Below are 23,954 nucleotides of genomic sequence, written 5' to 3'. Positions count from 1 at the left end.
GGGAAAAAGTAGCTGAATTTCCCCCTGATCACTCCCATATCTGGTACTTTTGGATTTCAAAAAAGGCTAAAAGTCTTATCCAGCAAGGTTTTTAGATTTATTCAGCAGACCCTATTTAAACATATTACTTACGGAATTGTCCTCATGAATGCGCCATATGGCCTCACCCAGAATCGGGGCAACCGGCAAGACTTTCAGTTGCGGGAAAAAATGTTCTTGGGGGACGGGAATCGTGTTAGTAACGATCACCTCCTCGACTATGCCACTGGATAAACGCTCGATCGCAGGACCGGAAAAAACCGGATGGGTGGCACAAGCATAAACCTGTCGCGCCCCCTTGGCTTTCAGTAACTGCGCCCCTTGAGCGATCGTACCGGCCGTATCGATCATATCATCGACTAAAACCGCCGTTTTATCCTTAACATCGCCGATCAAGTTCATCACTTCCGCCACATTATGGGTTTGCCGGCGTTTATCAATAATTGCTAGGGGCGCATCATTGAGTTTTTTGGCAAAAGCCCGCGCCCTAGCCACCCCACCCACATCGGGAGAAACCACGACGATATCGGGTAATTGTTTACTGAGAAGATAGTCCACCACCACTGGGGAACCGTAAACGTGATCGAAGGGAATATCGAAATAACCTTGAATTTGGGCTGAATGCAAATCCATGGCCAGCACGCGACTTGCCCCCGCTTCCGTGATCAGATTAGCCACCAGTTTAGCGGCGATCGATTCCCGGCCGGCGGTTTTGCGATCGGCGCGAGCATAACCATAATAGGGAATTACGGCGGTAATTTGTCGGGCAGAAGCACGACGACAGGCATCGATCATGATCAACAATTCCATCAAATGATCGTTGACGGGATTGCAACAGGGTTGAATTAAATAGACATCACAGCCCCGGATCGATTCCTGAATCTGGATGTACAATTCACCATCGGCGAAACGTTTACGAATCATCGGACCCACATCCATGCCCAGATAACGGGCCACCTCTTGGGCAAGAGATACATTAGCGGATCCCGAAAAGAGACGAAGACGATTGCTGTCCGACGCGGCGGGAAACATCGGATGTCGCATCAAAGTAGCAGAATAGCTCACAGCAGATTCTTTACCCTCAAACTCAAGGCACTTTTTTCTATCATCTCAGTTTTGTTGAAAATCTGAGTGGATTTCTTTGTTAGATCTCAATCTTAACCAATTACCGATCATCGGAAATTTTGGGTCTGAAACCCCGCCGTTCTAGGTTGGCTTTACGTTAGAATTAAAAGGCCAGTCTCGAAAACCAAGTGGACGGTGTGTAAGACAGTACATGGTTTTTTAACTGTGGTATGCGACGGTGGTGGAAGCAGAAACTTAAATCGTGAGGTTTAGGAATCGCCGCACTTTTAGGGCGGCGAGGATGTCAACTTCGAGCCATTGCTGCCCCTTTTAGCGGCAATGGCCATGGCAAAATTGCCGCCGGATTTTGTCAAAACCGATTAACGTTTGGCTAACTTTTTCACCGGTAATTTACGCAGACGGATCGATTTCGGGGTAATTTCTACCAACTCATCTGGTCCAATGTATTCGAGGGCGCGTTCGAGACTCATATCCACGGGGGATTGTAACTGAACCAATTCATCCCCGGTGGCGGAACGATGGTTAGTTAACTGTTTAGTTTTGCAGATATTGATCTCCACGTCCTGGGGCCGGTTGCTTTCGCCGATAATCATGTTTTTATACACTCTTGTCCCAGGAGTAATAAAGAATACCCCCCGGTCCTCGGCGTTTTTGAGGGCGTAGAAAGTGGCCACTCCTTCCTCAAAGGCAGTAATCACGCCATTGTAACGGGTGGCTAATTCCCCGGAGAAAGGACGATATTCGAGGAAACTATGGTTCATAATCCCCTCACCGCGACTCAGACGGATAAATTCGCCCCGGAAACCGATTAAACCCCGGGCCGGAATCACGAATTCCAATTGAGTACGGCCATTGCTGCCCGTCTGCATATCCTGCATTTCCCCTTTCCGTTGGCCGAGACGTTCGATACTGGAACCCACCGCTTCTTCGGGTACATCTAAAACGAGGTATTCGTAGGGTTCGCAGGGTTGACCGTTAATTTCCCGATAGATAACCTGCGGCTGCGATACTTGGAATTCGTAGCCTTCCCGACGCATGGTTTCGATGAGAATGCCTAAATGCAGTTCTCCCCGGCCCGAAACCAGGAATTTCTCGGCGGAATCACTTTCTTCCACCCGTAGGGCGACGTTAGTTTCTAATTCTCGCATCAGACGATCGCGAATTTGCCGCGAGGTGACAAAAGTGCCTTCCTGACCGGCAAAGGGAGAATCGTTCACCGAGAAGGTCATTTGTAGGGTCGGTTCATCGACTTTAATTAGGGGTAAAGCTTGCGGGTCATCGGCTAAAGTTACGGTTTCTCCGATGTTAGCGTCGGCAAAACCAGCCACAGCAACGATATTACCGGCGCTGGCCTCGTTTAGTTCCACCCGTTTAAGACCTTCAAAACCAAGAAGTTTTGTTATTTTACCCTTGACAACCGCGCCCGTATCCTTTACTAAAGCAGCCTGTTGACCGGCTTTAATTACGCCGTTATGGATGCGGCCGATAACGATGCGTCCTAAGTATTCCGAGTAATCGAGGGTGGTTACTTGCAGCTGTAGGGGTTTGTTAACGTCCCCGGCCGGTGGTGGAACGTGGTGTAAAATCGCCTCAAACAGGGGCTGCATATCTTTGTCTTCGTCTTCGAGGCTTTCTTTGGCGAATCCTTGCATCCCGGAAGCGAACAGAGTAGTAAAATCACATTGGTCGTCATCGGCGCCCAGTTCCACAAACAGATCGAAAACTTTGTCCACGGCTAGGTTAGGATCCACGTTAGGGCGATCGATTTTATTAACCACGACAATCGGTCTTAATCCCTTTTCTAGGGCTTTTTTCAGCACAAAACGCGTCTGGGGCATCGGCCCTTCGTTAGCATCGACAATCAGGATACAACCGTCCACCATACCTAAAACCCGTTCCACTTCGCCACCAAAGTCGGCGTGACCGGGAGTATCGACGATGTTAATCAGGGTGTTTTGGTAACGAACGGCGGTGTTTTTGGCCAGAATGGTGATACCGCGTTCTCTTTCGAGGTCATTGGAATCCATGACGCAGGTGGGTACATCTTCCCCTTCTCGAAAGATTCCCGACTGTTTGAGGAGTGCATCGACGAGGGTGGTTTTCCCGTGGTCAACGTGAGCAATGATAGCAACGTTACGGATAGGCAGAGACATAAAATATTGAAGTAGTCTTAGGTTTATTTTTACAAGTAAACATTTCTTAAAATTCTAGCTTAGACTGACCAGCACCGTTAGCAAATCTTTATTTTTCCTTGGTTTCCCATCAGCAAGCTCTACTGATTACTGTTGACAGGCCCCCCAAACCCTAAGCAAGCAACCCACCCTCGGATGAGTCGAGACGATAGAAAAGACGACTGGAGGCAGGGGGTAGGGGTAAATTGAAGCTAGAGTGAAAATCCTCTTGAACTTTGTAGGTTAAGCGGGGGGAAACTTGGCGAACAATTTGTGTCAACAGTTTATCACCGGTTTTTTGGAGAATGGGACGGGGAATTTTATGAATAAACTTGGGAAACTTAACCATAACATTCATATGCAGTTCCCAGGTGACTTGGGTGATAACCGCCGGAATATCCCGTCCCTGTTGTCGAAAAATTGCCTCAATTTCCCGACTAGGAGAAGATAGCGGCATTTCCTCTAGTTTCATAATTGCCTGATAATCCACTAGATAGCCCAAAAACGGTTGATCGGGAATGGGAACACTACGAGTATGATAGACTCCATTGACGGGCAGCTCCAGAACCACAGCGATTTTCGGCTCCAGTTCATAGCCAAAAGCTCCATATTTACCGATGGTGATAATATAACCATTGTCACCGAAGGGCAGAGTTTTCATCGGTTCGGCACAACGACAAAACCAACCTTCGTGAGCGCGCAGATAATCGGCAACCTTGTCCTGATTGCTATACATATCCATACATCCGGCAAAATGGGTTTGAAAACCGAGAAATTGATTGTCTTCTTTGACTTCTACAGATTCGAGAGCTAGGGAGTTAATGGGGGGACGCTGCATGACTTAAAACCTGGAAAATGATAGTGCTAGAAACAGTTGGGGATTAACTGCCAAAGGATCAGGGAAATTTGTAGAATTGAGATTAGTGTAACGTATTGTTAAAAACTATTTGGTCAAGAAGCGATGAAAGCATTTGTAGCAGGAGCCACGGGGGAAACGGGACGGAGAATCGTTGCCCAATTAGTCGAACGTCAGATTCCCGTGCGTGCTTTGGTGAGAAACCCAGAGAAAGCGGCAGAAATTTTGCCAGCAGGGGTGGAAATCGTCGTCGGAGATGTCCAACAGGCCGATAAGTTAGAGGCACTCATCGCTGATTGTAGCGTTTTGCTATGCGCCACGGGAGCCAGACCGAGCTTTAATCCCACGGAACCTTTGTTAGTGGACTACTTGGGAACTAAAAATCTCATCGATGCCGCCAAAAAGAAAGGAATCGAACATTTTGTTCTCGTTACTTCCCTCTGTGTATCGAACTTTTTCCATCCTCTCAATCTCTTTTGGTTAATTTTATTCTGGAAAAAACAAGCGGAGGACTATTTAATCAATAGTGGCTTAACCTACACGATTGTGCGCCCCGGCGGCCTTAAAAACGAGGATAATCTTAATGCCATTAAAATGTCATCCGCCGATACCCTTTCTGAGGGCAATATTCCCCGCACAAAAGTGGCCTCGGTTTGCGTAGAATCCTTATTTTATCCCGCCGCTAACAATAAAATTCTCGAAATTGTTGCCCCCTCAGACGCACCCAATCTCGATTGGACCCAATTGTTTCAAAGTGTCAGCTAAACAGTGAACAGTAATCAGTTATCAGTAATCAGTGATCAGTAATCAGTGAACTGATAACTCAAATCTGGAAACTAAAAACTCATAGATGCCCCCCTTATTAAGGGGGATCCCCCCGCCTATCGGCACCCCCCTTATCAAGGGGGGCAGGGGGGATCGAACCTAAAATCCATTTTTAATTTAATTATAACCAGCTACTTAACTGATAACTGGTAACTGATAATCCGTTAACCTCTTAACCAGTCAAATAATTGACCGAGGGTGATTTGAAAATTCGTAGCAAAAGCGGGGACGGGTAAAAGAGCATTTTCTGATTCAAAAATAGCGATAGTTCGATCACTAAAATAAACAAAGATAATTTCTTCTTCTGGATCGATTAACCACCCCATTTGAGTGCCGTGATCCAGACAATAAAGAATATTTTTAACAACTTTAGTCTGATTTTGATCGGGAGAGAGAATTTCAATTAACCAGTCAGGAGCGATCGCAAAATTATTTAATACTTTTCCCTCGCCATCGCGGGGAATATTTTCCCAGAGAAAAACTGAAACATCAGGAACTAGAGAACGACTGCCAAAAGTACAACGCAATTCAGGATAGGCACGGGCAATTCGTTGGGGTTTTAGACTGGCGTTAATAGCTGGAACTAAATCACCTTGAATAGTGCTATGTTTACCTTGGGGCATCGGTTTAGGAATAATTTGACCGTCAATAAATTCCTTGCGGGGTTTAGTTTCTGGTAATTGCAGAAATTCCCTTAGTGTCAGGGAATTATTAACAGTGACAACCATAAAATTTTTTTATTGATCGCTATGATCGTTAATTTTATCGCAATTTCTCAAAGCAGAGAAGATCCAAACAGTTATACAGGGCTGGCTGAATAAATCTAAAAACCTTGTTGGGTAAGACTTTTAGATCTTTTGTCAATCAAAAAGTACTGGCTCTGGGAGTGATCGGGGGGAAATTTAGGCACTTTTTCCCTGAAAATTAGGTAATTGGCCACCTCAAAACTGGTAAAACCCCACACCCCACACCCCACACCCCACACCCTGCCACCACCGAAAAACTTTTTGCCGCAAACCCTATATAAAAATGTCCGTCACATCGCTGGGACAGGGTTGGGTTTGGTGGTGGTGCAGAAATGCGTGGAACTACACGGTAGCTCGATCGAAATTGCTATTATCCCCAGTAATGGAACCACTGTCACGATTCTATTACCGAAACTGGCCTGAAAATCAATAAATCGGAGCGAGAATCATTCTCAATCAGGGGAAAACTTCCGGGGAAGAAATTAGGAAACACCACCCAGACGGGCATATTCTAAAATTGACTGGCTAAGAGCATCGCGATCATCGCGGCTGAGATAATAATTCCGGCCGCCGATATCATTGAGAAATCGCAGTAGGGCAAGACAAGCGGACTCTAGATCCGCTCTGCGTCGGGCAGCGGCTAAAGCTTGTTCAGAGGTGGCATAAACTAGGCAATCGCTAATTCCTTCCCTGCCATCCACTCGCCAACATTGAAAAGAATAACCCTGCATTTCTAGGATCAATTCAATCTGCCAGCCGTGATAGTCAAGTCGCGTATAAATCATCTCAAGCAGCCCCGTTTAGGAGAGGAAAGTCACAGGTTTGACCGCTCTGATTGTCTAGAAGTCCTGCACCTGTCTAACTTTCTAATTTAACGGGTGATTATGGAAACCCTCTGCAAACTTCGTGCAGATTCCGTGCAGAAATGATTTTGTCTACTGTCCCAAGGCAGATATTACTTTAAACGATAACCAAGACCGTGAACGGTTTCAATAAAGTCTTCCGGCGCACCGAGGGATTTTAGCTTGTGACGAAGACCGCGAATATGGGAAGTAACGGTTTCCTCGGCTGGAGAATCGTCCAAAGACCAAACTCGCTCAATAATACCCGATCGACTTAAGACCCGGCGCCCATGGGTAACAAGTAATTCTAAGAGAGCGAATTCCTTGGGGGTGAGGGAAAGAAATTGACCGTTATAACTGGCCTCGTGGGTACTGGGATTTAACTGCAAACCCCCCCAAGATAATAAAACACTGCTGGTGCTGCTGCCGCGTCGGATCAAGGCCCGAATCCGCGCCATTAATTCGCCCAAATCGAAGGGTTTAGTGACATAATCATCGGCCCCTGCGTCTAATCCGTCGATTTTATCGATTACCGTATCCCTTGCGGTTAATAATAAAACGGGAACGGTGGCATTAGCAGAGACGGGATGATGGGATTCCGCTCGTCGCAGACGTTGACAGAGCAAAGTTCCGCTTAATTTGGGCAGGGTGACATCAAGAACTAAAAGGTCATATTTGCCTAATTCTAGCCAATTCCAGCCTTCTTCTCCGTCTCTAGCCACATCGACAACGTATTGTCGCTCGCTCAACGCCTCTCGCAAAATCTCGGCTAGTTGCATATCATCTTCTACTACTAAAATTCGCATGGTCTAGACTTGACACTCCCGCCGTCAAGCTGACGCTGTGACGGGGGATTCTTGATTCACAGAAACCCGCTTTTCGGTACAAGTACCAACGAGTCTTACAGTTTCTCCCCAAGCTTGAAATTCCGACTGTCCATCGGTATTTGTTGACAGTATTCTCATACCTTCTTCCCTTACATTCTTGGCGGCGTTTTCATCTCTATCGTGCTGCGTCTTACATTCTGGACAAATCCATTCACGAATACTGAGAGTCAATAAATCATTTTTAAATCCACAGCAAGAACAGAGTTTTGTACTCGGATAAAACCTGTCAACTTCTACAAGTTTTCCTCCCTCTCTTTTTAGCTTGTAGTCCAAGAAATTAAGCAACATACCAAAACCAGCGTCATGTATTGATTTGGCTAATTTAGTCCTTGCTAACCCTTTAATATTCAGATTCTCGGCTACAACGATTTGGTTTTCATCGCATAACTTTCTGGAGAGTTTATGAAGAAAATCCTGTCTAGTATTTGCTATCTTTTCGTGAACCTTGGCTACCTCCTTAATGGCTTTTTGGCGATTATTAGACCCCTTGGCTTTACGAGACAATGCTTGTTGTCTCCGCTTTAAACGTTTAGCATATTTTCTGGTAGGTTTGATTGGGTCAATCTTGTAGGTTGTTTCACCATCAAAAACCGTAACTAAAGAAGATAAACCTAGGTCTATCCCTGATATTTTTAGTTTTTCAATGGTTGTTGAGTCATCCATCTCAAACAAGATGGCAGCAAAATATTTATCTGTACTGGTTTTAGAAACAGTTACGGATTTAATCTTACCATTTATTACTTGAGAAATCTTAGCTTTTACAACCCCTAATTTAGGTAGCTTAATTCCCTTATTTCTAATTGAACAACTTTCAGGATAACGGATTGATTGTTTTTTGTTCTTACTTTTAAATTTAGGGAATTTTGTTCTTTTTGAGAAGAAGTTCTTAAAAGCAGATTCTAAGTTTTTCAATGATTGCTGCAAGGTAGCGGCAGTAGCCTCAGCTAACCATTCAAAATCCAGTTGTTTCTTGAGTTGGGTAAGGTCTTTTGCCATGTCACAGTAGGTCATTCCTTTACCAGTCTCTAGGTACTGATTGTTAGTTTTATTTAAGTAGTAATTCCAAACAAAACGGACGCAACCAAAGTTTTTAGCTAAGGCTAGTTCCTGTTTTTTGTTTGGGTATATTCTCACTTTTAAAACATTTAACATCAGCCTGACCCATCTGTGTTATCTTTCCACTATAACACTTACCGCTTAAATATGTCAAGCTCATACATACCTTGAGAATCAAGCCTTTCCTTATTAGGAAACGCTGTCGCGTTAGTTTAGATTCTGGGGGCAATTCATCTCCCGTTAATTTCTGGTATATTTTTAATTAAGGAGAAATTTAACGGGAGTCCTCTTGCTCCATTTAGATAGAGTAAGCTGGAAATAGCTTCGGTTTGCTGCTGATGAATTGGCTCAAACAAGGAAAATGGATCGCGGGAGGTTTCGGGCTAACTGTCTTATTGATGGGAACTATTAGCCTAGTTTCCTATCGCAATACCCTCGCTCTGCGTCAGCGCGCTGCCGAGGTGGAAGTTACCTACGAGATCATCGATAATCTCAGTAATCTTTACGCTAACATGGCGGTGGCCGAATCGGGAAGACGGGGTTATATCAAAACTGGCAGCCCCAGTGAATTGGGCCGTCATCGTCGGGCGATCGCTTTGATGCAATCTAACTGGCAACTCTTGGCTAAACAATTAGAAAACGGCACGGATTTCGAGCGGGAAATGGTGACTCAGATCGGGGATTTAATGTATCGGCGAATTACTTTATTTAATCAATCGATCGCTACCTATAAATCCGATCGATCCGATGATATTTCTCAAGATGCAATCACGGTTAAAAGTGTCGAAGTCCGGGATAAGTTTCAAAATCTTCTTACCTATTTACAAGCTAGTCAGAAAAGGAATTTAAGAAGTAGTATCGCTAGTTCTAGGGATAGTATTAGCGAAAATTCTCTGTTGGGTTTACTGGGAACTTTTACTAGCTTTGGGATTATTTGCGGAGTTTATTTTTTAGTTTTTTGGCAAGAGAAACGGCGACAAAAAAGTGATGAAATTCACCGGTTATTACTACAGGAAAAAGAACTTTCCGATCTAAAAATTCAGCTTTTTTCTATGATATCCCATGAGTTCCGAACTCCTTTAACCGTAATTCTTTCTGCCTCGCAGTTATTAGAAAATGGCTTAAAAGATGCAGAGCAGTCGAGCAGAAAAAACCTATATAGAATCCAGTCTTCTGTCAAGCTAATGAATCAATTCTTAACAGATATTTTGATTTTAACAAGGGCAGAATCTGGTAATCTCAGTTGTCGGCTAGAGCCGCTCGATATTGAAGCTTTTTGTTTAAATTTGGTCGAGGATTTTCAATTTATCAATAAAAATAATACGCCGATTAAATTTGTCAGTCAGGGATTGATGATCCGTCCTTATCTAGATGAGAAACTGCTCTACTCGATTTTAAGTAATTTACTCTTAAATGCGATTAAATATTCCCCCACGGGAGCAGGGATTAGTTTGATTTTGGGGAAAGATAGCGATCGCATTGTTTTTCAAGTCCGGGATCACGGGATCGGCATTGCCGAGGAAGATAGAGGTAAGATCTATGAACCCTTTTATCGGGGTCAGAATGTGGAAAATATTATTGGCACGGGATTGGGGTTAGCAGTGGTTAAAAAATGCGTCGAACTCCACCGTGGCGAAATCACCCTAGATAGCCAAGTGGGTGAGGGAACAAGCTTTACCGTCAAACTGCCCATTTCACCCTAGTTCCAGCTTGAGCGGCCAAAAGATTACAAAAGTAGTTATAATTAAATTGAAGATAGATTTTGCCTCTGATCCCCCCTGCCCCCCTTGATAAGGGGGGTGCCGATAGGCGGGGGGATCCCCCCTGCCCCCCTTGATAAGGGGGGTGTCTGACAACTTTTAACACCTACCTACTTATCTTCTAGATTAATCGATCGCAAGATCCAATCTCGATCGACCCTGAAACCGCCACCAGTGCCTGATTGCAGCCCGAATTAGCCCAGAATCAACCCCGAGGGAGTTGATGGCATCGCAACTTTTAGGCAAAAATAGGGCTTTTGCCGCCAAAAAAGCCTATATTTTGGCTCTTTGCCCCCTGTTTGACCCCTGATTTTTGCAGCCAGTTGACTCTCCTGGGGAACTGGTCACGGTTTCCTGATAGGATAAGGTGACTTGGGATTAACTTATGGTGTTGAAAATATGTCTCTAAAACCTTACATTTCTCGCTTATTAGCTTTGGTTCTCGTCCTGGTCATCGGATTGATGGGTTGTTCTAGTAGTTCGGGGTTAACGGGCAATTATGGAAAAGATACCCTGACGGTGATTGAAAGTTTAACCACAGCCCTTGATTTAGTCAAAGATGACCCGAATAAAGCGGCAGTTGAGTCGCAAGCAAAGGAACAAATCAACGATTACATCTCCCTCTACCGACGAGATAAAAAATCCGGGGGTTTGCGTTCTTTCACTACTATGCAAACAGCTTTAAACTCTCTAGCTGGTTATTATACCGCCTACGGTTCCCGTCCCATCCCCGACAAACTCAAACAACGTTTAAAACAAGAATTTAAACAGGTGCAATTCTCTCTCCAGAAAGGAATTTAGATACAGATTAGGGGTTGGGTGTTAGGGTTTTGGGGGGTTAAGGTTTTGGGGTATTAGTTGAAATCCCCCCATCTCCCCACACCCCACACCCCACACCCCACTCCTGTAAAAATCAGGCCAAATCTGGTTAGACTAGAAATACAAAGCGTATTATAAAAAACTACAAAATTGATTCAAGACGAAACCCTAGAATTATTGGAATGGCCGCGGCTATGTCAACACCTAGCTACCTTTGCAGCGACTAAACTAGGTGCGATCGCGATTCGTCAATTGCCATTACCAGAAAGCAAAGAGGAAAGTTTAAACCTACTCTGCCAAACCAAAGAAGTTTATAGCTTAGAACAAAAATTAGATAGTCGTCTTTCCTTTGATGGGATTAGCGACATCGGTGATGCCCTAGAAAGGGCGCATCTGGGGGGGTTATTATCGGGACAGGAACTTTTAAATATTGCCACGACTTTAGCGGGAGTGCGACGTTTACGCCGTTTAATTGACGAACAGGAAGATATACCAGTTTTAAAAGAGTTAGTAGCCGAAATTCGCACCTATCCAGAGATAGAACAGGAAATACACCGTTGTATCGATGAAGATGGCCGGATATCCGATCGCGCTAGTCCCCAATTACGCGAAATTCGGGGACAAATGAAGGTGATTAGAGAGCGAATTTACCGAAAATTACAGGATATCATGCAAAAACAGGGCGGTGCTATCCAAGAAGCGGTCATTACCCAAAGAAGCGAGCGCTGGGTGATTCCCGTCAAAGCAGCACAAAAAGAGCAAATACCCGGGATAATTCACGATACTTCCAGCACAGGGGCGACTTTTTACATTGAACCTCACTCTATCATTGACCAAGGCAATCAACTGCGGCAATATCGTCGTCTGGAACAAATCGAAGAAGAAAAAATCCTGCGGCAGTTAAGTAATACAATCGCCGAAGCCTTTGAGGACTTAGAATATTTACTAGCGATCGCTACTAGGCTCGATCTGGCCACCGCTAGGTCCCGTTACAGTTTATGGTTAGAGGGTAATCCCCCCCACTTTATCGATGGTTCGGAAACGATTACTTTACGGAATTTGCGTCATCCTTTGCTCTGGTGGCAAAAACACCATGAACAGGGGGGGGAGGTCATACCAATAAATGTGCAGATTAGCCCAGAAATTCGCGTTGTTGCCATCACCGGACCAAATACCGGCGGAAAAACCGTTACTTTAAAAACCCTCGGATTAGCGGCTTTAATGGCGAAAGCGGGCTTGTTTATTCCAGCGCGGGAACCGGTAGAGATACCCTGGTTCGATCAGGTTTTAGCCGATATCGGGGATGAACAGTCTTTACAACAGAGTTTATCGACTTTTTCGGGTCACATTCGCCGGATTGTCCGCATTTTAGCGGCTTTAAATTCTCGTTCCTTGGTTTTACTCGATGAGGTGGGAGCAGGTACGGATCCGGCCGAGGGAAGTCCTTTAGCGATCGCTATTTTACAATACCTCGCCGATCATAGTTTACTGACGGTGGCTACCACTCACTACGGGGAATTAAAAGCGTTAAAGTATCGAGATTCTCGCTTTGAAAATGCCTCGGTAGAGTTTGATGATCGCACTCTTTCCCCCACTTATCGACTATTATGGGGCATTCCGGGCCGTTCTAATGCTTTAACTATTGCCCAGCGTTTGGGATTAAGTGCCGAAATTGTGGCCGAAGCGAGAAATCATCTGGGGGGGTTATCGGAGGAGATAAATCAAGTAATTGCTGGTTTGGAAGCGCAAAGACGGGAACAGGAGTCAAAAGCTCAAGAAGCTAGTCAATTACTCCAACAAACGGAGAAATTTTATACAGAGGTGTCCACGCGGGCCAATTCTCTACAGGAGAGAGAGCGAGAATTAAAGCGTTATCAGGAACAGGAGATACAAAAGGCTTTATTATCGGCAAAAGCAGAGATTAATGATGTTATTCGTCGATTGCAAGCGGGAACAAAAACCGGTAGAGATGCCCAAAAAGCCACAGAGGAGTTAACTGCGATCGCAGAAAGGTTATTACCAAAAACGGAAAAAACTAAGGTTAATTATCGTCCGCAAGTGGGGGAAAGGGTACGCTTGCCCAATTTGGGACAAACTGCCGAAGTTTTAGCAATTTCACCAGAATCAGAGGAGATTTCCCTGCGTTTCGGTATGATGAAGATGACCTTACCCTTAGACCAGATTGAGTCTTTGGATGGTCAAAAAGTGGAAACTGTGCCAAAACCTGCCAAAAATTTGCCCCAAACTCCCACAAAACCCCAGGAGACCCCTTTAATTCGTACTTCTAACAATACCGTCGATATTCGCGGTTCTAGGGTGGCAGAGTCAGAAACGGATATCGAACAGGCGATCGTCAGGGCTACCCCATCGGGTATATTATGGATTATTCACGGTAAAGGGACGGGAAAATTGCGTCAAGGTGTTCACGATTTTTTATCCCGTCATCCCCAGGTAAAACGCTTTCAATTAGCACCCCAAAATGAGGGCGGTTCGGGGGTAACTATCGCTTATTTAACTTAGGGTTTGCGGCAAAAAGTTTTTTGTCGGGTTAGAAGCCAGGAGATAGGGTGATAGGGTGATGGGGTTTTAGGGTTTTAGGGTTTTAGTTGAAATTCCCCACTTCCCCACTTCCCCACTTCATAATTCATAATTCATACTTTGTGGTTTTTGTCAAAAAAACTTTTTTTTTGCAATAAAACTACACAAAAAAAAGATCATCGTTGTGGGTGAAATTGACTGATTTACCCGTCTTAATTAGGATCACCTTCTAGGTGTGGCAAGGGTTTCAGCCATTGCCGCCCAAAAAAGCACAGAATAGGCCACTATGAAATTCTATCAAATCGCTGTAACCATTACAACATCGTTGTTAAATAAAAATCTTTCTCAATTAATTCTTAAGAATTTATAAATATTGCGGAATGTTAATTTAAATATTCTCAAGTTTTTGGAGTCAATCAATAATTTTTGCTTATCTTTAGCCAACATTGGGTGAGAAGTCAGGAGTCAGGAGTCAGGAGTCAGGAGTCAGGAGTCAGGAGTCAGGAGACTTTTTTTATCCCACTTCATAATTCATAATTCATAATTCATAATTCATAATTCCCAAGAAGATTATTTTCTGGAGAATAAAACGTAAAAACAGGGAATAATAAACAGAGTTAACAGAGTTGCTAAAGACAAACCCGAAAAAACGACAATTCCTAAAGGTTGCAGGAATTCTCCCCCCTCTCCCAATCCTAAAGCGAGGGGAAATAAACCTAAAACCGTGGTCACGGTAGTCATTAAAATCGGTCGTAAACGTTGGGGAGCGGCCTTTAAAATGGCTTGTAGTCGAGTAAAACCGAATTCTTGCCGCAATTGATTGGCTAATTCCACCATAATAATCCCGTTATTAACCACAATCCCCACCAATAACACCACCCCGACGATGACAATGGCATTAATCGGGGTTTTGGTCAAATATAGTCCAAAAATTCCCCCCGCTAGGGCCAAAGGAACGGTTAACATAATCACCAAAGGGTCTATGAGTGAGTTATACTGCACGGCCATGACCACAAAGACTAAAAATACCGATAAACCCGCTAATAAACCCAAAGAACCCTGAATTTCTTGATTAGACGTGGCAGCAGCACTGGGTAAAATGCTGATACCATCGGGTAAGGGAGTAGCGTTTAAAACCGATTGTACTCCCGCGAGTGCGTCACTTAATTTCGCTCCCTCGACCAAACTGCCGATAATAATAAAAACTTGACGCTGATTAATTCTCTGGATGACTCCGGGGGTTTTTCCCCCTTCAATCCTAGCTATATCTGCTAATTTTAAGTCTTCTTGTCTATTGACAAAAATAGGTATTTGTGATATGTCACTAATTTTTTGCCGCGAGTTGGGGTCTAATTGCACCCGGATATCGATTAATCTTTCTCCCCGTTGCAGTTGGGTGGGGATCGATCCTTGAATAGCGGTCCGTAGCGTTTGTCCCACTTCCAGGGTACTCAATCCCAAACTATTTAAGCGGGTCCAATCGGGTTTAATCTGAATTTCTGGTTGTCTGGGGTCAGCATCGGCACGAAAACGCGCACTAGGTACTTTTTCATCGAGAATACCGAGGATTTCTTCACCAGCTTGCTCTAGAGTTTTCCCATCTCGTCCCTGTAACATCACATCCACATCGGCACCGACGGAGGGAGAGTTATTAAGAATAATACCGCGCACTTGACCGGGGGTGAGACGCAAACGCACGTTAACGAGGTTTAATTGCTCTAGTGCTTTGCTCATGCGTTCGATATAGGCTTCTGTATTAGTGCCTTTTTTGAGACTAATCGTACTAGAAGCACGCAAAATATTTTCATTGGTAGTTGTGCCAAAAAGAGAACCGCCACTGGTAGTAAAAACATACTCAGTTTCCGGCTGTGATAATAAAATCTTTTCTACTTCCCGCATCACCTGACGGTTAGTATTTAAATTGGTACCCGGGGGAAATTGAGCAAAAACGTTCACCTGTCCGGTTTGAATACGACTAAAGACTTCCTGGGGGATATATTGCCAGAGATAGAAACTACTTCCCCCTAAAATTAAAAAGGCCAGCAGGATAACAGGTATTCTGTAGTGGAGGATTTTAGCTAAAAAACGACCGTAGAGGATGGTTAAACCTTCTATACGTTGACTAAAGACTTTTAAGAGCCAAAACCGATGGATACCACTAGAAACCCGCATATTTAACAAACGACTGGCCAACATGGGAACAACGGTTAACGCACACAGCAGAGAAGCAGCCACAGCAAAACTGATAGTAAGGATAATCTCGTTAAACAGCAGGGAAATAAAACCACCCAGTAATAAAAATGGCAGGATAGAAACGAGATTAGTCGCAGTGGAGGCCACTAAAGCAGATTCTACCTCTTGGCTGCTATTCCGGGCAATTTCTAAAAAATCTCGCTTATTTTGGTTTTGATTAACTTTGAGGGCAATATTTTCCAGCATGACAATGGAATTATCCACCACGATGCCCACCCCTAGGGCCAATCCTCCCAAACTAAACACATTTATCGATAACCCGAATAACTTCATACAGATAATTGCGACGAGGGTAGAAAGAGGAATCGCTAGGGTAATGATAAAAGTCTGTCGTAGGGAACCGAGAAAGACGAATACAGTCAATCCTGCTAGAATTGTCCCCGCTAGTCCCGACGAAACCACGTTATTAACCGCGTTTTGGATAAATACAGACTCATCGGTAGTGGTGACGACTTGTATTCCCCCGGTCATTAACCCGGATTTTTTTAATTCTGTAATGCGTTTTTTGACCCCTTCTACCACAGCAATCGTGTTCGCATTCGGTTGTTTTTGGACGCTAACCCTGACGGCATTTTTTCCATTTAGGGTGACAAAAATTCTTTGTTCTTCTGTCCCATCGATAACTCTGGCCACATCCCGCAGATAGATTTTTTCTTCGGGATTATTACTATCGGTCAGTGCTAAATCTTGAATATCCGCTACGTTTTTAAATTTCCCCACCGCACGGGTTAAAGGTTCCCCGGTTTCTCCCTGTAGTCGGCCCCCAGAGATGTCCTGATTGCGTCTTTTTAGGGTGTCTAAAACCTGATTTAATCCCACTCCTAAAAATTGTAATCGCTGCAGGTCAATATTAACTTGAATTTCTTCTCTAACTCCCCCAATCACATCCACCACTGCCACTCCTTCCACAAACCCTAATTCTCTCCCTAATTCTTCATCGGCAAATAATCTTAAATCTTTTAGGGGTAGGGTATCAGAAACGAGAGCAAATTCATAGACGGGTAAACGAGAGGGTTCAAATTTATTTAAGCGCGGTTCCTCAATAATATCGGGTAAATTTTGTCGGACACGATTAAAACTTTCGGTAGCTTCGTTTAAAGCGACATTTAAATCTCCCCCCGGTTGAAAAAATAAATCTACTCGCATCCTTCCCTCGCGAGTTTCTGAATAAACTTGCACTACTCCCTCGGTGGCACTCATTCCTTCTTCCAGGGGTTTAGTTACTTCTTCGAGAATAACTTCTGGGGACACTCCCGGGACATTCATCCTTAAACTAATGCGGGGATAAGTGATAGAAGGAAGCAAATCTACTTGTAAACGATTTAGAAAAAAAAGACCGATGATGATAACTGCTATAGTTAACGTCAATACTCCTATGTGACGACGAATTGATAGACCGCTTAGGGAGATGTTTTCTGACATGATTACCTATGGGGGAGAGTGAGGAGTTAGGAGTCAGGAGTTAGGAGTCAGGAGTTAGGAGTTAGGAGTCAGGAGTCAGGAGATTATTTTTATCTATTCTTCCCACTTCATAATTCATAATTCATAATTCATAATTACCACTGATAACTGATTAATTGTGCATAACTCGACCGAAACTCCATAATTTTTGATAATAATGACGACTAACGCTATCCCTATCATCAGTAAGTAGATTTATAGCGATACCATTGTTACCTGTTTCTTTTCCTGAACTGTGGATATATTGATTATTCCCTAGATATAAAGCCACATGATTAACTCTTTTATCACCAAAAAAAATTAAATCTCCTGGGAGTAATTCCTCTCGGTTTATTTTTTGACAAAAAGCCTCCTGTTGATAGGAATCCCTCGGCAACCAAATGCCAAAGCTGGCAAAAGCGGCCTGGATTAATCCTGAACAATCGTAATTAGGTGCAAGGGTTCCACCCCAGAGATAATGATTGGTACGGTTCCTTGCTTCCTGAGTAAAAGTGATAATATCAGGAATATGTTTTTCTATGTCTGAACGAGTTAGAGGAATTTTTTGATAAGCTGTGGTGGCCACCGCAATTGCATCTAAATCTTCTCCGCATAACCAAGCTAAATAATTATCCTCCCTTAGCTGAATTTGTAGCCCTTTTTCGGTAATTTCTAGGGAAATAAATTTTAATTGTCTTCCCTGTTGTGCTTGGGTAGCTAACTCTTGACAACTGGGAGAATTGTAGAGATTTAAGTCTCTTTTACAGAGATATTCCTGGGTGGATGATGGGGGAATAGAGATAATTTTCATAAAAAATAGATCAGAATTATATTGACAGAAACAAATGCCCAACTAGCCAAAAGCGAAGGGATAAAAACAACGAGAATAACCTTAGTTCTGTCATCTTCAAGTTTCCACCTCTCTTAATTCTTGGCCACAGAGATAATCTATAACTGAACTGAATCCCTGAAAAATTATTAAACCTCTTGCCTAATTAACTTTTCACGGTTCAAGAACGGCAAAAATAAGGATTAAATGGCATAAAATCTGTGAATAGAGCATTTAATTGCTTATTATTCATTCTTAATTCTCCTGACTACTGACTACTGACTCCTAACCAACCAAGACAAATTTTGATTTTTACAACAGGTCTATTATAGCCAGTTTATTAACAATATGTTACAATAACCGGCGAGGGGGGAGTGACCGATATCTGGAACTTTTGGGCTAGAGATAGATTCTAGGGATCAACAGTCACCTCCTAAGTAAGCCTTTAATTCAGATGTTGAGGTTAGTCCATGGCCAATGTTTCCGGGCGGTTTGAAAAGCAAGAATACAGCCAAAACTCAGAAAATACCGTCACGGTGGTCAGTTCAGTCATGTCCGGTTTTAAAAAAGCATCTCCCCTGCAAAAGGGCTTATTTTGGGGAATAACCCTCAGTTTTACCGCCCTAGTTTCCGCTACTCTCGGGGCTGCCGTCGCTTTAATTAGTCCCTTACCCGCACCAATTGGGGCTATCTTCCAAAAAACGACTTTTCCCACCCAAACAGACATCCTTGAGGCCCAAGCTTGGAATAGCTTAATCAATCAGCAGCTTTCTCGTCCTGTTAATATTTTAGTTATGGGCATCGATCGAGTTTTAGATGCCAAAAACGGCGACGATGTATTTAAAGGTCGCAGCGATACCATGCTCCTAGTGCGCTTCGATCCTAGCGATAAAACCGTGAGAATGCTGTCTATCCCTCGCGATAGCCGCGTCAGAATCCCCGGCCACGGTTTCACTAAAATCAACGATGCCAACGTTCACGGCGGACCAACTCTAGCGGCGGAAGTGGTCAGTAATACTTTAGGGGATGTCACCGTTGATCGCTATGTGCGGGTGACTACCGATGCCTTTAAGGAATTAGTCGATTTAGTCGGGGGTGTAGAGGTTTATGTACCCGAACGAATGTATCATAAAGATGTCACCCAAAAATTAGAAATTGATTTACAAGAGGGTTGGCAAAATCTCAACGGCGACCAAGCCGAACAATTTGCCCGTTTTCGTAACCCGCAATACGGCGATATTGGTCGCGTACAAAGACAACAAATTTTATTAAAAGCACTCCAACAAAAGATTTTTAGTCCGACAATTCTCCCCAGTCTCCCGAAAGCAGTACAGGTTTTACAACAATATATCGATACGAATTTAAGCGTCGAGGAAATGCTGGCTATCGCTAATTTTGGCCGGGAAATTAAACAGGATGACTTGAGAATGATCCTACTCCCCGGCCGGTTTAATAGCCTCGAAGAATACGATGGTCGCAGTTATTGGATTTTGAACCGTCGCGAAATTAGAACCATTGTGGCTAATAATTTTACCGATAACTACGCGGGGGGAGAAACCTCCGTTTATAGTCTGCGGATTGCCATTCAAAATGCCACCCATACCAAAGGTTTAGCCCGTCGTACTCGTAATTATCTGGCCAAACGGGGCTATACAAATGTTTATATTAGCGATGACTCCTCCCAAAAGCTAGAAACCACCGCAATTATTGCACAAAAAGGTGATATTCAGTCCGCTAACCTCTTGAAAAATCAATTGGGAATCGGTAAAGTAGAATCATCCTCCACTGGTGCTTTAGACTCAGACCTAACCATTCGGGTGGGTGATGATGTAGCCCAGTTTCTCGACGCTCAACAGTAACAATGTTGAAAAATGTTTTCAGTCTGGTTTTAATTATTTTGCTGGCGATTCTTTGGCTACTTTTCGCGGCCCGTCCGGTGGCTTTAGCCCAAGATAAAACGATTAACTATAGTTTTGCCCAGCTGCAAGATCGGGATTTTTCCCATCAGGATTTGCGCGGAGGAGTTTTCGCAGCTGCCGCGATGCGGGGAGTTAACCTAGAAGGGGCCGATTTATCCTATAGCATTCTCACCGAGGCTGTCCTCTTAAAAGCTAACTTAAAAGGGGCCGATTTAACCGCCTCTTTGGTAGATAGAGTCACCCTCGATTTTGCCGATTTAACTAATACTATTTTTACCGATGCGATCGCTACTCGCAGCCGTTTTTATGACACAATTATTACCGGGGCCGATTTCACTAACGCGGTAATTGATGCCTATCAGGTCAAGTTAATGTGTGAACGGGCCGATGGGATTAATCCGGTCACGGGAGTGGCCACCAGAGATAGTTTAGGCTGTGATTAGCAATTCCGGGCAGATTCTGGCTGACGGCACAAAAATAGCCTACCCCCTACACTCCGGCTGTCTCGATCGAGACAGCCGGGATGTAGAATAAAAATACTGAGCGAGGCTAGAGAAAGGAGAGGGACTCTTGATAATCGTCATCGATAACTATGATAGTTTTACCTACAATTTAGTCCAGTATTTGGGAGAATTAGCCTCCGAGTTCCCGATCGCTGTGCCGATCGAGGTCTATCGTAATGATAAAATCGATCTGGCCATGATCGAACAAATGCGGCCGGATGGGATTGTCATTTCCCCCGGTCCCGGTCGTCCAGTCGATGCGGGCATATCTCTGGAATTAATCGCCAAATTTGGCCCCTATTTGCCAATTTTGGGGGTCTGTCTCGGTCATCAAAGTATCGGTCAGGTATTCGGAGGGGATGTGGTCCGGGCCCCGGTCTTGATGCACGGCAAAACTTCCCCAATCTATCACAACAATGAAGGGGTATTTCAAGGCTTAGAAAATCCCTTTACTGCCACCCGTTACCATAGTTTGGTGATCGAGCGCTCCACCATGCCGGATAATTTAGAGATCACGGCCTGGGTGGAAGATGGCACGGTCATGGGAGTCCGTCATCGGGATTACCCCCACATTCAAGGAGTACAATTTCATCCCGAAAGTATTTTAACCACTGCCGGCAAGGAACTTTTAAGAAACTTTCTGCGATCCCTCTAGTGTTTACTAATCGCCAACCCCTGAAATTAACCTTAACTTGATTAATTCTGCATCTATATTTATGAAAAGGCGAGATTTTATCTTATCGGCGGGGACAAGTTTCTTAACCGTGGCAGTAAGCTCAGTTTTAGCGGAAACTAAACCGAAACCCACTAACCCCACTTCCCCCCAAAAACCCGATAATTCCCTCTTAGTTCAATGGTTGGGTCATAGTTGCTTTTTATTCACCGGAGGAGGGCAAAGAGTCCTCGTTAATCCCTTCCGGGCAATTGGTTGTACGGCGGGTTTTCCTTTGCCAAAAGTAGAAGCAGATATCGTTTTAATTAGTAGTCAACTCTGGGATGAAGGGGCGGCCGAGGGTTTACCAGGTAATCCGAAAATTTTGTTTGAGCCGGGGGCTTATGATCTGGGTAAATTAAAATTCCAGGGCATTAGTATCGCCCATGATCGCGTAGGTGGCAAACGTTTCGGCATGAATGTGGCCTGGCGTTGGGCCCAAGCGGGGATTAGTATTGTTCATTTAGGGGGGGCAGCAGCCCCAATCGAATTAGAACAAAGAATTCTCCTAGGTTCGCCGGATTTAGCTTTTATTCCCGTGGGAGGGGGTCCAAAAAATTATAATCCCCAAGAAGCAAAACAGGCGCTCGAAGTTTTACAACCGCGAATTGCTGTCCCGACGCAATACTTCACCAGTGCCGCCGATAAAAAGGCCTGTGAATTAGTGTCTGTAGATGAGTTTCTCAAGTTGGTCAAGGATAAAAATATCCGTTTAATCGAGGACAATAAATTACGGATTCGTGCCGCCGATTTACCGAAAAAAGGGACTCTCATTCGCGTGTTTGACTACCGCAATCTGTTAGAGAAATCCTAATTTTAGGAGCCAATGACCTAGTACTGCTGTAGATCATCTCCTAGTTCTCTAAAAATTGCTTCAACAATTTTATTAAAAATGTTTTTGCTGAAAGAATCTCGCTCTTTTTTTAGACAGGGATGGACGATTGCAGTTTTACTAATTGCCCTGCTTGTTTCCCTGCCAATTTTATCGGTGGCCAGTAGTTTATTAACTAATTCCAGTCAAGTCTGGCAACATCTGCTCGAAACTGTTCTCTGGGATTATCTAGTTAATTCTTTTTGGTTAATGAGCGGGGTGGGTAGCGGTGTTTTAATCATCGGTGTCGGCACCGCTTGGTTAACAACGATGTGTCAATTTCCCGGTCGTCAACAATTTCAATGGTTATTATTACTACCCCTTGCCGCTCCTGCCTATCTCTTGGCCTATACTTATACCAATATGATGGACTATTTTGGTCCGGTGCAGACGTTCTTAAGAAGTGTTTTTGCTTGGGATAGTGTCGAGGATTATTGGTTTCCTAATATCCGTTCTCTCTGGGGGGGGATTCTGATGTTAATACTGGTGCTTTATCCCTACGTTTATCTGTTAGCAAGGGTCGGTTTTTTAGAACAATCTGTCTGCACGGTGGAGGCAAGTCGCTCCCTGGGATGTAATCCTTGGCGCAGTTTTTTTACTGTCGCTTTACCCCTAACAAGACCGGCAATTATGGCGGGATTGGCTCTAGCTTTAATGGAAACTCTGAACGATTTTGGTACGGTGCAGTATTTCGGAATTAATGCTTTTACCACGGGGATTTATAATACTTGGTTCGGCATGGGTGATCGCATAGCGGCGGGGCAGTTATCCACAGTTTTAATGGTATTTATCCTCGTTTTAGTTTTCCTTGAACAATCCTCCCGTCGTCAAGCTCGTTACTATGAAATGACCAATCGTTTCCAGTCACCGACTAAGTACAAACTGGGATTTATTCGGAGTTTTTTGGCAATGTTCTCCTGTTTTGTGCCGGTATTTCTGGGGTTTATTGCCCCTGCTTTCTATCTGGCCTATCTAGCCTTTAATCATGCCCAAGAAACTTTTAATAATGACTTTCTTAGTCTATCGGGAAACAGTTTTTTTCTGGCTAGTTTAAGCGCAATTATTGCGGTAGTTTTAGCTTTAATTCTCGCCTACGGAGAAAGACTTAATCCGAATAAAACTCTTAAGGGTTCCGTGCGGATTGCGGCGGCTGGTTACGCTATCCCCGGCATTGTTATCGCAGTGGGGGTTTTAATTCCTATCGGGAAATTAGATAAATTTTTAAATCAAGGATTAAATATCAATTTAGTTCTGAGCGGCACGATTTTCTGTCTGATTTTTGCCTATATTGTCCGGTTTTTAGCCGTAGCTTTTTCCACGTTAGAATCGAGCTTAAGTAAAATTAAACCTAGTTTAGATGATGCTTCCCGCAGCCTTGGCTATGGCACTGGTGCCACTTTAATTAAAGTGCATATTCCTCTTTTGTCGGGGGGATTATTGACGGCGGCTATGTTAGTTTTTGTCGATGTGATGAAGGAATTACCGGCTACTTTGGTCCTAAGACCTTTTAATTTTGATACCCTAGCGGTGCGCGTTTATCAATACGCCAGTGATGAACGTTTGGTGGAAGCGGCGGCCCCGGCCCTGGCCATTGTCTTAGTGGGATTAATTCCAGTAATTTTTTTAAGTTGGCAAATTTCCCGACGGGCGATCGATTAAATCAGTTGGCGAGCGCCTGGCCGCTTAGTTCTATTTAGGGTTTGCGGCAAAAAGTTTGTTGGTGGGGTTAGGAGACAGGAGACAGGAGATTATTTTATTTATTCTCCCCACACCCCACACCCCACACCCTGCCTGCACGAAAA

At 44.0% G+C, this 23,954-nt stretch carries 19 protein-coding genes; 10 read left to right on the top strand and 9 right to left on the bottom strand.

Annotated features, from left to right (window positions below; genetic code table 11):
- Window positions 1-111 precede the first annotated feature (111 nt).
- The 3 genes from LW728_RS09690 to LW728_RS09680 all read right to left on the bottom strand — a co-directional run bounded on the left by LW728_RS09690 (window position 112) and on the right by LW728_RS09680 (window position 4,134).
- Window positions 112-1,071 carry a ribose-phosphate pyrophosphokinase gene (locus tag LW728_RS09690; RefSeq protein ID WP_230400840.1) on the bottom strand — a complete coding sequence of 320 codons (960 nt, stop codon included), beginning with the start codon at window positions 1,069-1,071 and terminating at the stop codon, window positions 112-114.
- A 413-nt stretch (window positions 1,072-1,484) separates the two neighbouring features.
- On the bottom strand, window positions 1,485-3,278 hold the full coding sequence (gene typA, locus LW728_RS09685) for a translational GTPase TypA (protein ID WP_002803668.1): 1,794 nt from the start codon (window positions 3,276-3,278) through the stop codon (window positions 1,485-1,487).
- A 151-nt stretch (window positions 3,279-3,429) separates the two neighbouring features.
- A complete protein-coding gene (locus tag LW728_RS09680) occupies window positions 3,430-4,134 on the bottom strand; it encodes a DUF1997 domain-containing protein (protein ID WP_287766478.1) in 705 nt (234 codons plus the stop codon).
- A gap of 123 nt (window positions 4,135-4,257) precedes the next feature.
- Here LW728_RS09680 and LW728_RS09675 point away from each other — a divergent pair, with 123 nt between their 5' ends.
- Window positions 4,258-4,917, top strand: a complete 660-nt coding sequence (locus LW728_RS09675; RefSeq protein ID WP_002803673.1) for an SDR family oxidoreductase — start codon at window positions 4,258-4,260, stop codon at window positions 4,915-4,917.
- A gap of 224 nt (window positions 4,918-5,141) precedes the next feature.
- Here the strand turns inward: LW728_RS09675 and LW728_RS09670 are convergent, their stop codons facing one another.
- The gene (locus tag LW728_RS09670; RefSeq protein WP_287671406.1) at window positions 5,142-5,705 is read right to left on the bottom strand and encodes a Uma2 family endonuclease; all 564 of its coding nucleotides are present in this window, start codon (window positions 5,703-5,705) and stop codon (window positions 5,142-5,144) included.
- 204 nt (window positions 5,706-5,909) lie between these two features.
- Between LW728_RS09670 and LW728_RS09665 the strand changes: the two genes are divergently transcribed.
- The gene (locus LW728_RS09665; RefSeq protein ID WP_287671408.1) at window positions 5,910-6,146 is read left to right on the top strand and encodes an ATP-binding protein; all 237 of its coding nucleotides are present in this window, start codon (window positions 5,910-5,912) and stop codon (window positions 6,144-6,146) included.
- Between the two features lie 59 nt (window positions 6,147-6,205).
- Here LW728_RS09665 and LW728_RS09660 read toward each other — a convergent pair whose 3' ends face one another.
- The 3 genes from LW728_RS09660 to LW728_RS09650 all read right to left on the bottom strand — a co-directional run bounded on the left by LW728_RS09660 (window position 6,206) and on the right by LW728_RS09650 (window position 8,604).
- Window positions 6,206-6,508 (bottom strand): hypothetical protein, encoded by a 303-nt coding sequence (locus LW728_RS09660; protein ID WP_287671410.1) that lies wholly within the window; start codon window positions 6,506-6,508, stop codon window positions 6,206-6,208.
- 170 nt (window positions 6,509-6,678) lie between these two features.
- Complete coding sequence (locus LW728_RS09655; RefSeq protein ID WP_002801205.1) at window positions 6,679-7,371, bottom strand: response regulator transcription factor; 693 nt, start codon at window positions 7,369-7,371, stop codon at window positions 6,679-6,681.
- Window positions 7,372-7,395: 24 nt separating this feature from the next.
- Window positions 7,396-8,604, bottom strand: a complete 1,209-nt coding sequence (locus tag LW728_RS09650) for an RNA-guided endonuclease InsQ/TnpB family protein (protein ID WP_287671412.1) — start codon at window positions 8,602-8,604, stop codon at window positions 7,396-7,398.
- Between the two features lie 242 nt (window positions 8,605-8,846).
- Here LW728_RS09650 and LW728_RS09645 point away from each other — a divergent pair, with 242 nt between their 5' ends.
- The 3 genes from LW728_RS09645 (at window position 8,847) to LW728_RS09635 (ending at window position 13,607) form a co-directional block, all read left to right on the top strand.
- Window positions 8,847-10,211 (top strand): sensor histidine kinase, encoded by a 1,365-nt coding sequence (locus tag LW728_RS09645; protein ID WP_287671414.1) that lies wholly within the window; start codon window positions 8,847-8,849, stop codon window positions 10,209-10,211.
- A 456-nt stretch (window positions 10,212-10,667) separates the two neighbouring features.
- Window positions 10,668-11,069 carry a photosystem II protein Psb27 gene (gene psb27 / locus LW728_RS09640; protein WP_012265509.1) on the top strand — a complete coding sequence of 134 codons (402 nt, stop codon included), beginning with the start codon at window positions 10,668-10,670 and terminating at the stop codon, window positions 11,067-11,069.
- Window positions 11,070-11,237: 168 nt separating this feature from the next.
- On the top strand, window positions 11,238-13,607 hold the full coding sequence (locus LW728_RS09635; RefSeq protein ID WP_287766475.1) for an endonuclease MutS2: 2,370 nt from the start codon (window positions 11,238-11,240) through the stop codon (window positions 13,605-13,607).
- 588 nt (window positions 13,608-14,195) lie between these two features.
- Here LW728_RS09635 and LW728_RS09630 read toward each other — a convergent pair.
- Together LW728_RS09630 and LW728_RS09625 are read right to left on the bottom strand one after the other, a co-directional pair.
- Complete coding sequence (locus LW728_RS09630) at window positions 14,196-17,300, bottom strand: efflux RND transporter permease subunit (protein WP_287671419.1); 3,105 nt, start codon at window positions 17,298-17,300, stop codon at window positions 14,196-14,198.
- Between the two features lie 151 nt (window positions 17,301-17,451).
- A complete protein-coding gene (locus LW728_RS09625; protein ID WP_287766473.1) occupies window positions 17,452-18,129 on the bottom strand; it encodes a C40 family peptidase in 678 nt (225 codons plus the stop codon).
- Window positions 18,130-18,617: 488 nt separating this feature from the next.
- On the opposite strand from LW728_RS09625, the gene LW728_RS09620 reads away from it, so the two are divergent.
- The 5 genes from LW728_RS09620 to LW728_RS09600 all read left to right on the top strand — a co-directional run bounded on the left by LW728_RS09620 (window position 18,618) and on the right by LW728_RS09600 (window position 23,811).
- Window positions 18,618-20,006 carry an LCP family protein gene (locus LW728_RS09620; protein ID WP_287766470.1) on the top strand — a complete coding sequence of 463 codons (1,389 nt, stop codon included), beginning with the start codon at window positions 18,618-18,620 and terminating at the stop codon, window positions 20,004-20,006.
- A gap of 2 nt (window positions 20,007-20,008) precedes the next feature.
- Window positions 20,009-20,509 carry a pentapeptide repeat-containing protein gene (locus LW728_RS09615; RefSeq protein WP_287670805.1) on the top strand — a complete coding sequence of 167 codons (501 nt, stop codon included), beginning with the start codon at window positions 20,009-20,011 and terminating at the stop codon, window positions 20,507-20,509.
- Window positions 20,510-20,636: 127 nt separating this feature from the next.
- Window positions 20,637-21,224, top strand: coding sequence for an anthranilate synthase component II (locus LW728_RS09610; RefSeq protein ID WP_043997742.1), 588 nt, complete (start codon window positions 20,637-20,639; stop codon window positions 21,222-21,224).
- Window positions 21,225-21,285: 61 nt separating this feature from the next.
- On the top strand, window positions 21,286-22,095 hold the full coding sequence (locus LW728_RS09605) for an MBL fold metallo-hydrolase (RefSeq protein ID WP_287670802.1): 810 nt from the start codon (window positions 21,286-21,288) through the stop codon (window positions 22,093-22,095).
- 78 nt (window positions 22,096-22,173) lie between these two features.
- Entirely contained in the window at window positions 22,174-23,811 is a 1,638-nt protein-coding gene (locus LW728_RS09600) for an ABC transporter permease (RefSeq protein ID WP_287766469.1), read from the top strand.
- Window positions 23,812-23,954: the final 143 nt, after the last annotated feature.

It is taken from the genome of Microcystis sp. 49638_E5 (genome assembly GCF_021300285.1).
GTDB lineage: Bacteria > Cyanobacteriota > Cyanobacteriia > Cyanobacteriales > Microcystaceae > Microcystis > Microcystis aeruginosa_C.
Note: the sequence above shows the minus strand (reverse complement) of the source record. Positions and strands in the feature narration are given on the sequence as shown.

Coding starts and splice junctions, on each gene's coding strand:
- LW728_RS09670 (WP_287671406.1), bottom strand. CDS start 5,705: ATGGTTGTCACTGTTAATAATTCCCTGACACTAAGGGAATTTCTGCAA.
- LW728_RS09630 (WP_287671419.1), bottom strand. CDS start 17,300: ATGTCAGAAAACATCTCCCTAAGCGGTCTATCAATTCGTCGTCACATA.
- LW728_RS09650 (WP_287671412.1), bottom strand. CDS start 8,604: ATGTTAAATGTTTTAAAAGTGAGAATATACCCAAACAAAAAACAGGAA.
- LW728_RS09680 (WP_287766478.1), bottom strand. CDS start 4,134: ATGCAGCGTCCCCCCATTAACTCCCTAGCTCTCGAATCTGTAGAAGTC.
- LW728_RS09615 (WP_287670805.1), top strand. CDS start 20,009: ATGTTGAAAAATGTTTTCAGTCTGGTTTTAATTATTTTGCTGGCGATT.
- LW728_RS09675 (WP_002803673.1), top strand. CDS start 4,258: ATGAAAGCATTTGTAGCAGGAGCCACGGGGGAAACGGGACGGAGAATC.
- LW728_RS09690 (WP_230400840.1), bottom strand. CDS start 1,071: ATGTTTCCCGCCGCGTCGGACAGCAATCGTCTTCGTCTCTTTTCGGGA.
- LW728_RS09605 (WP_287670802.1), top strand. CDS start 21,286: ATGAAAAGGCGAGATTTTATCTTATCGGCGGGGACAAGTTTCTTAACC.
- LW728_RS09600 (WP_287766469.1), top strand. CDS start 22,174: ATGTTTTTGCTGAAAGAATCTCGCTCTTTTTTTAGACAGGGATGGACG.
- LW728_RS09645 (WP_287671414.1), top strand. CDS start 8,847: ATGAATTGGCTCAAACAAGGAAAATGGATCGCGGGAGGTTTCGGGCTA.
- typA (WP_002803668.1), bottom strand. CDS start 3,278: ATGTCTCTGCCTATCCGTAACGTTGCTATCATTGCTCACGTTGACCAC.
- LW728_RS09620 (WP_287766470.1), top strand. CDS start 18,618: ATGGCCAATGTTTCCGGGCGGTTTGAAAAGCAAGAATACAGCCAAAAC.
- LW728_RS09655 (WP_002801205.1), bottom strand. CDS start 7,371: ATGCGAATTTTAGTAGTAGAAGATGATATGCAACTAGCCGAGATTTTG.
- LW728_RS09660 (WP_287671410.1), bottom strand. CDS start 6,508: ATGATTTATACGCGACTTGACTATCACGGCTGGCAGATTGAATTGATC.
- psb27 (WP_012265509.1), top strand. CDS start 10,668: ATGTCTCTAAAACCTTACATTTCTCGCTTATTAGCTTTGGTTCTCGTC.
- LW728_RS09625 (WP_287766473.1), bottom strand. CDS start 18,129: ATGAAAATTATCTCTATTCCCCCATCATCCACCCAGGAATATCTCTGT.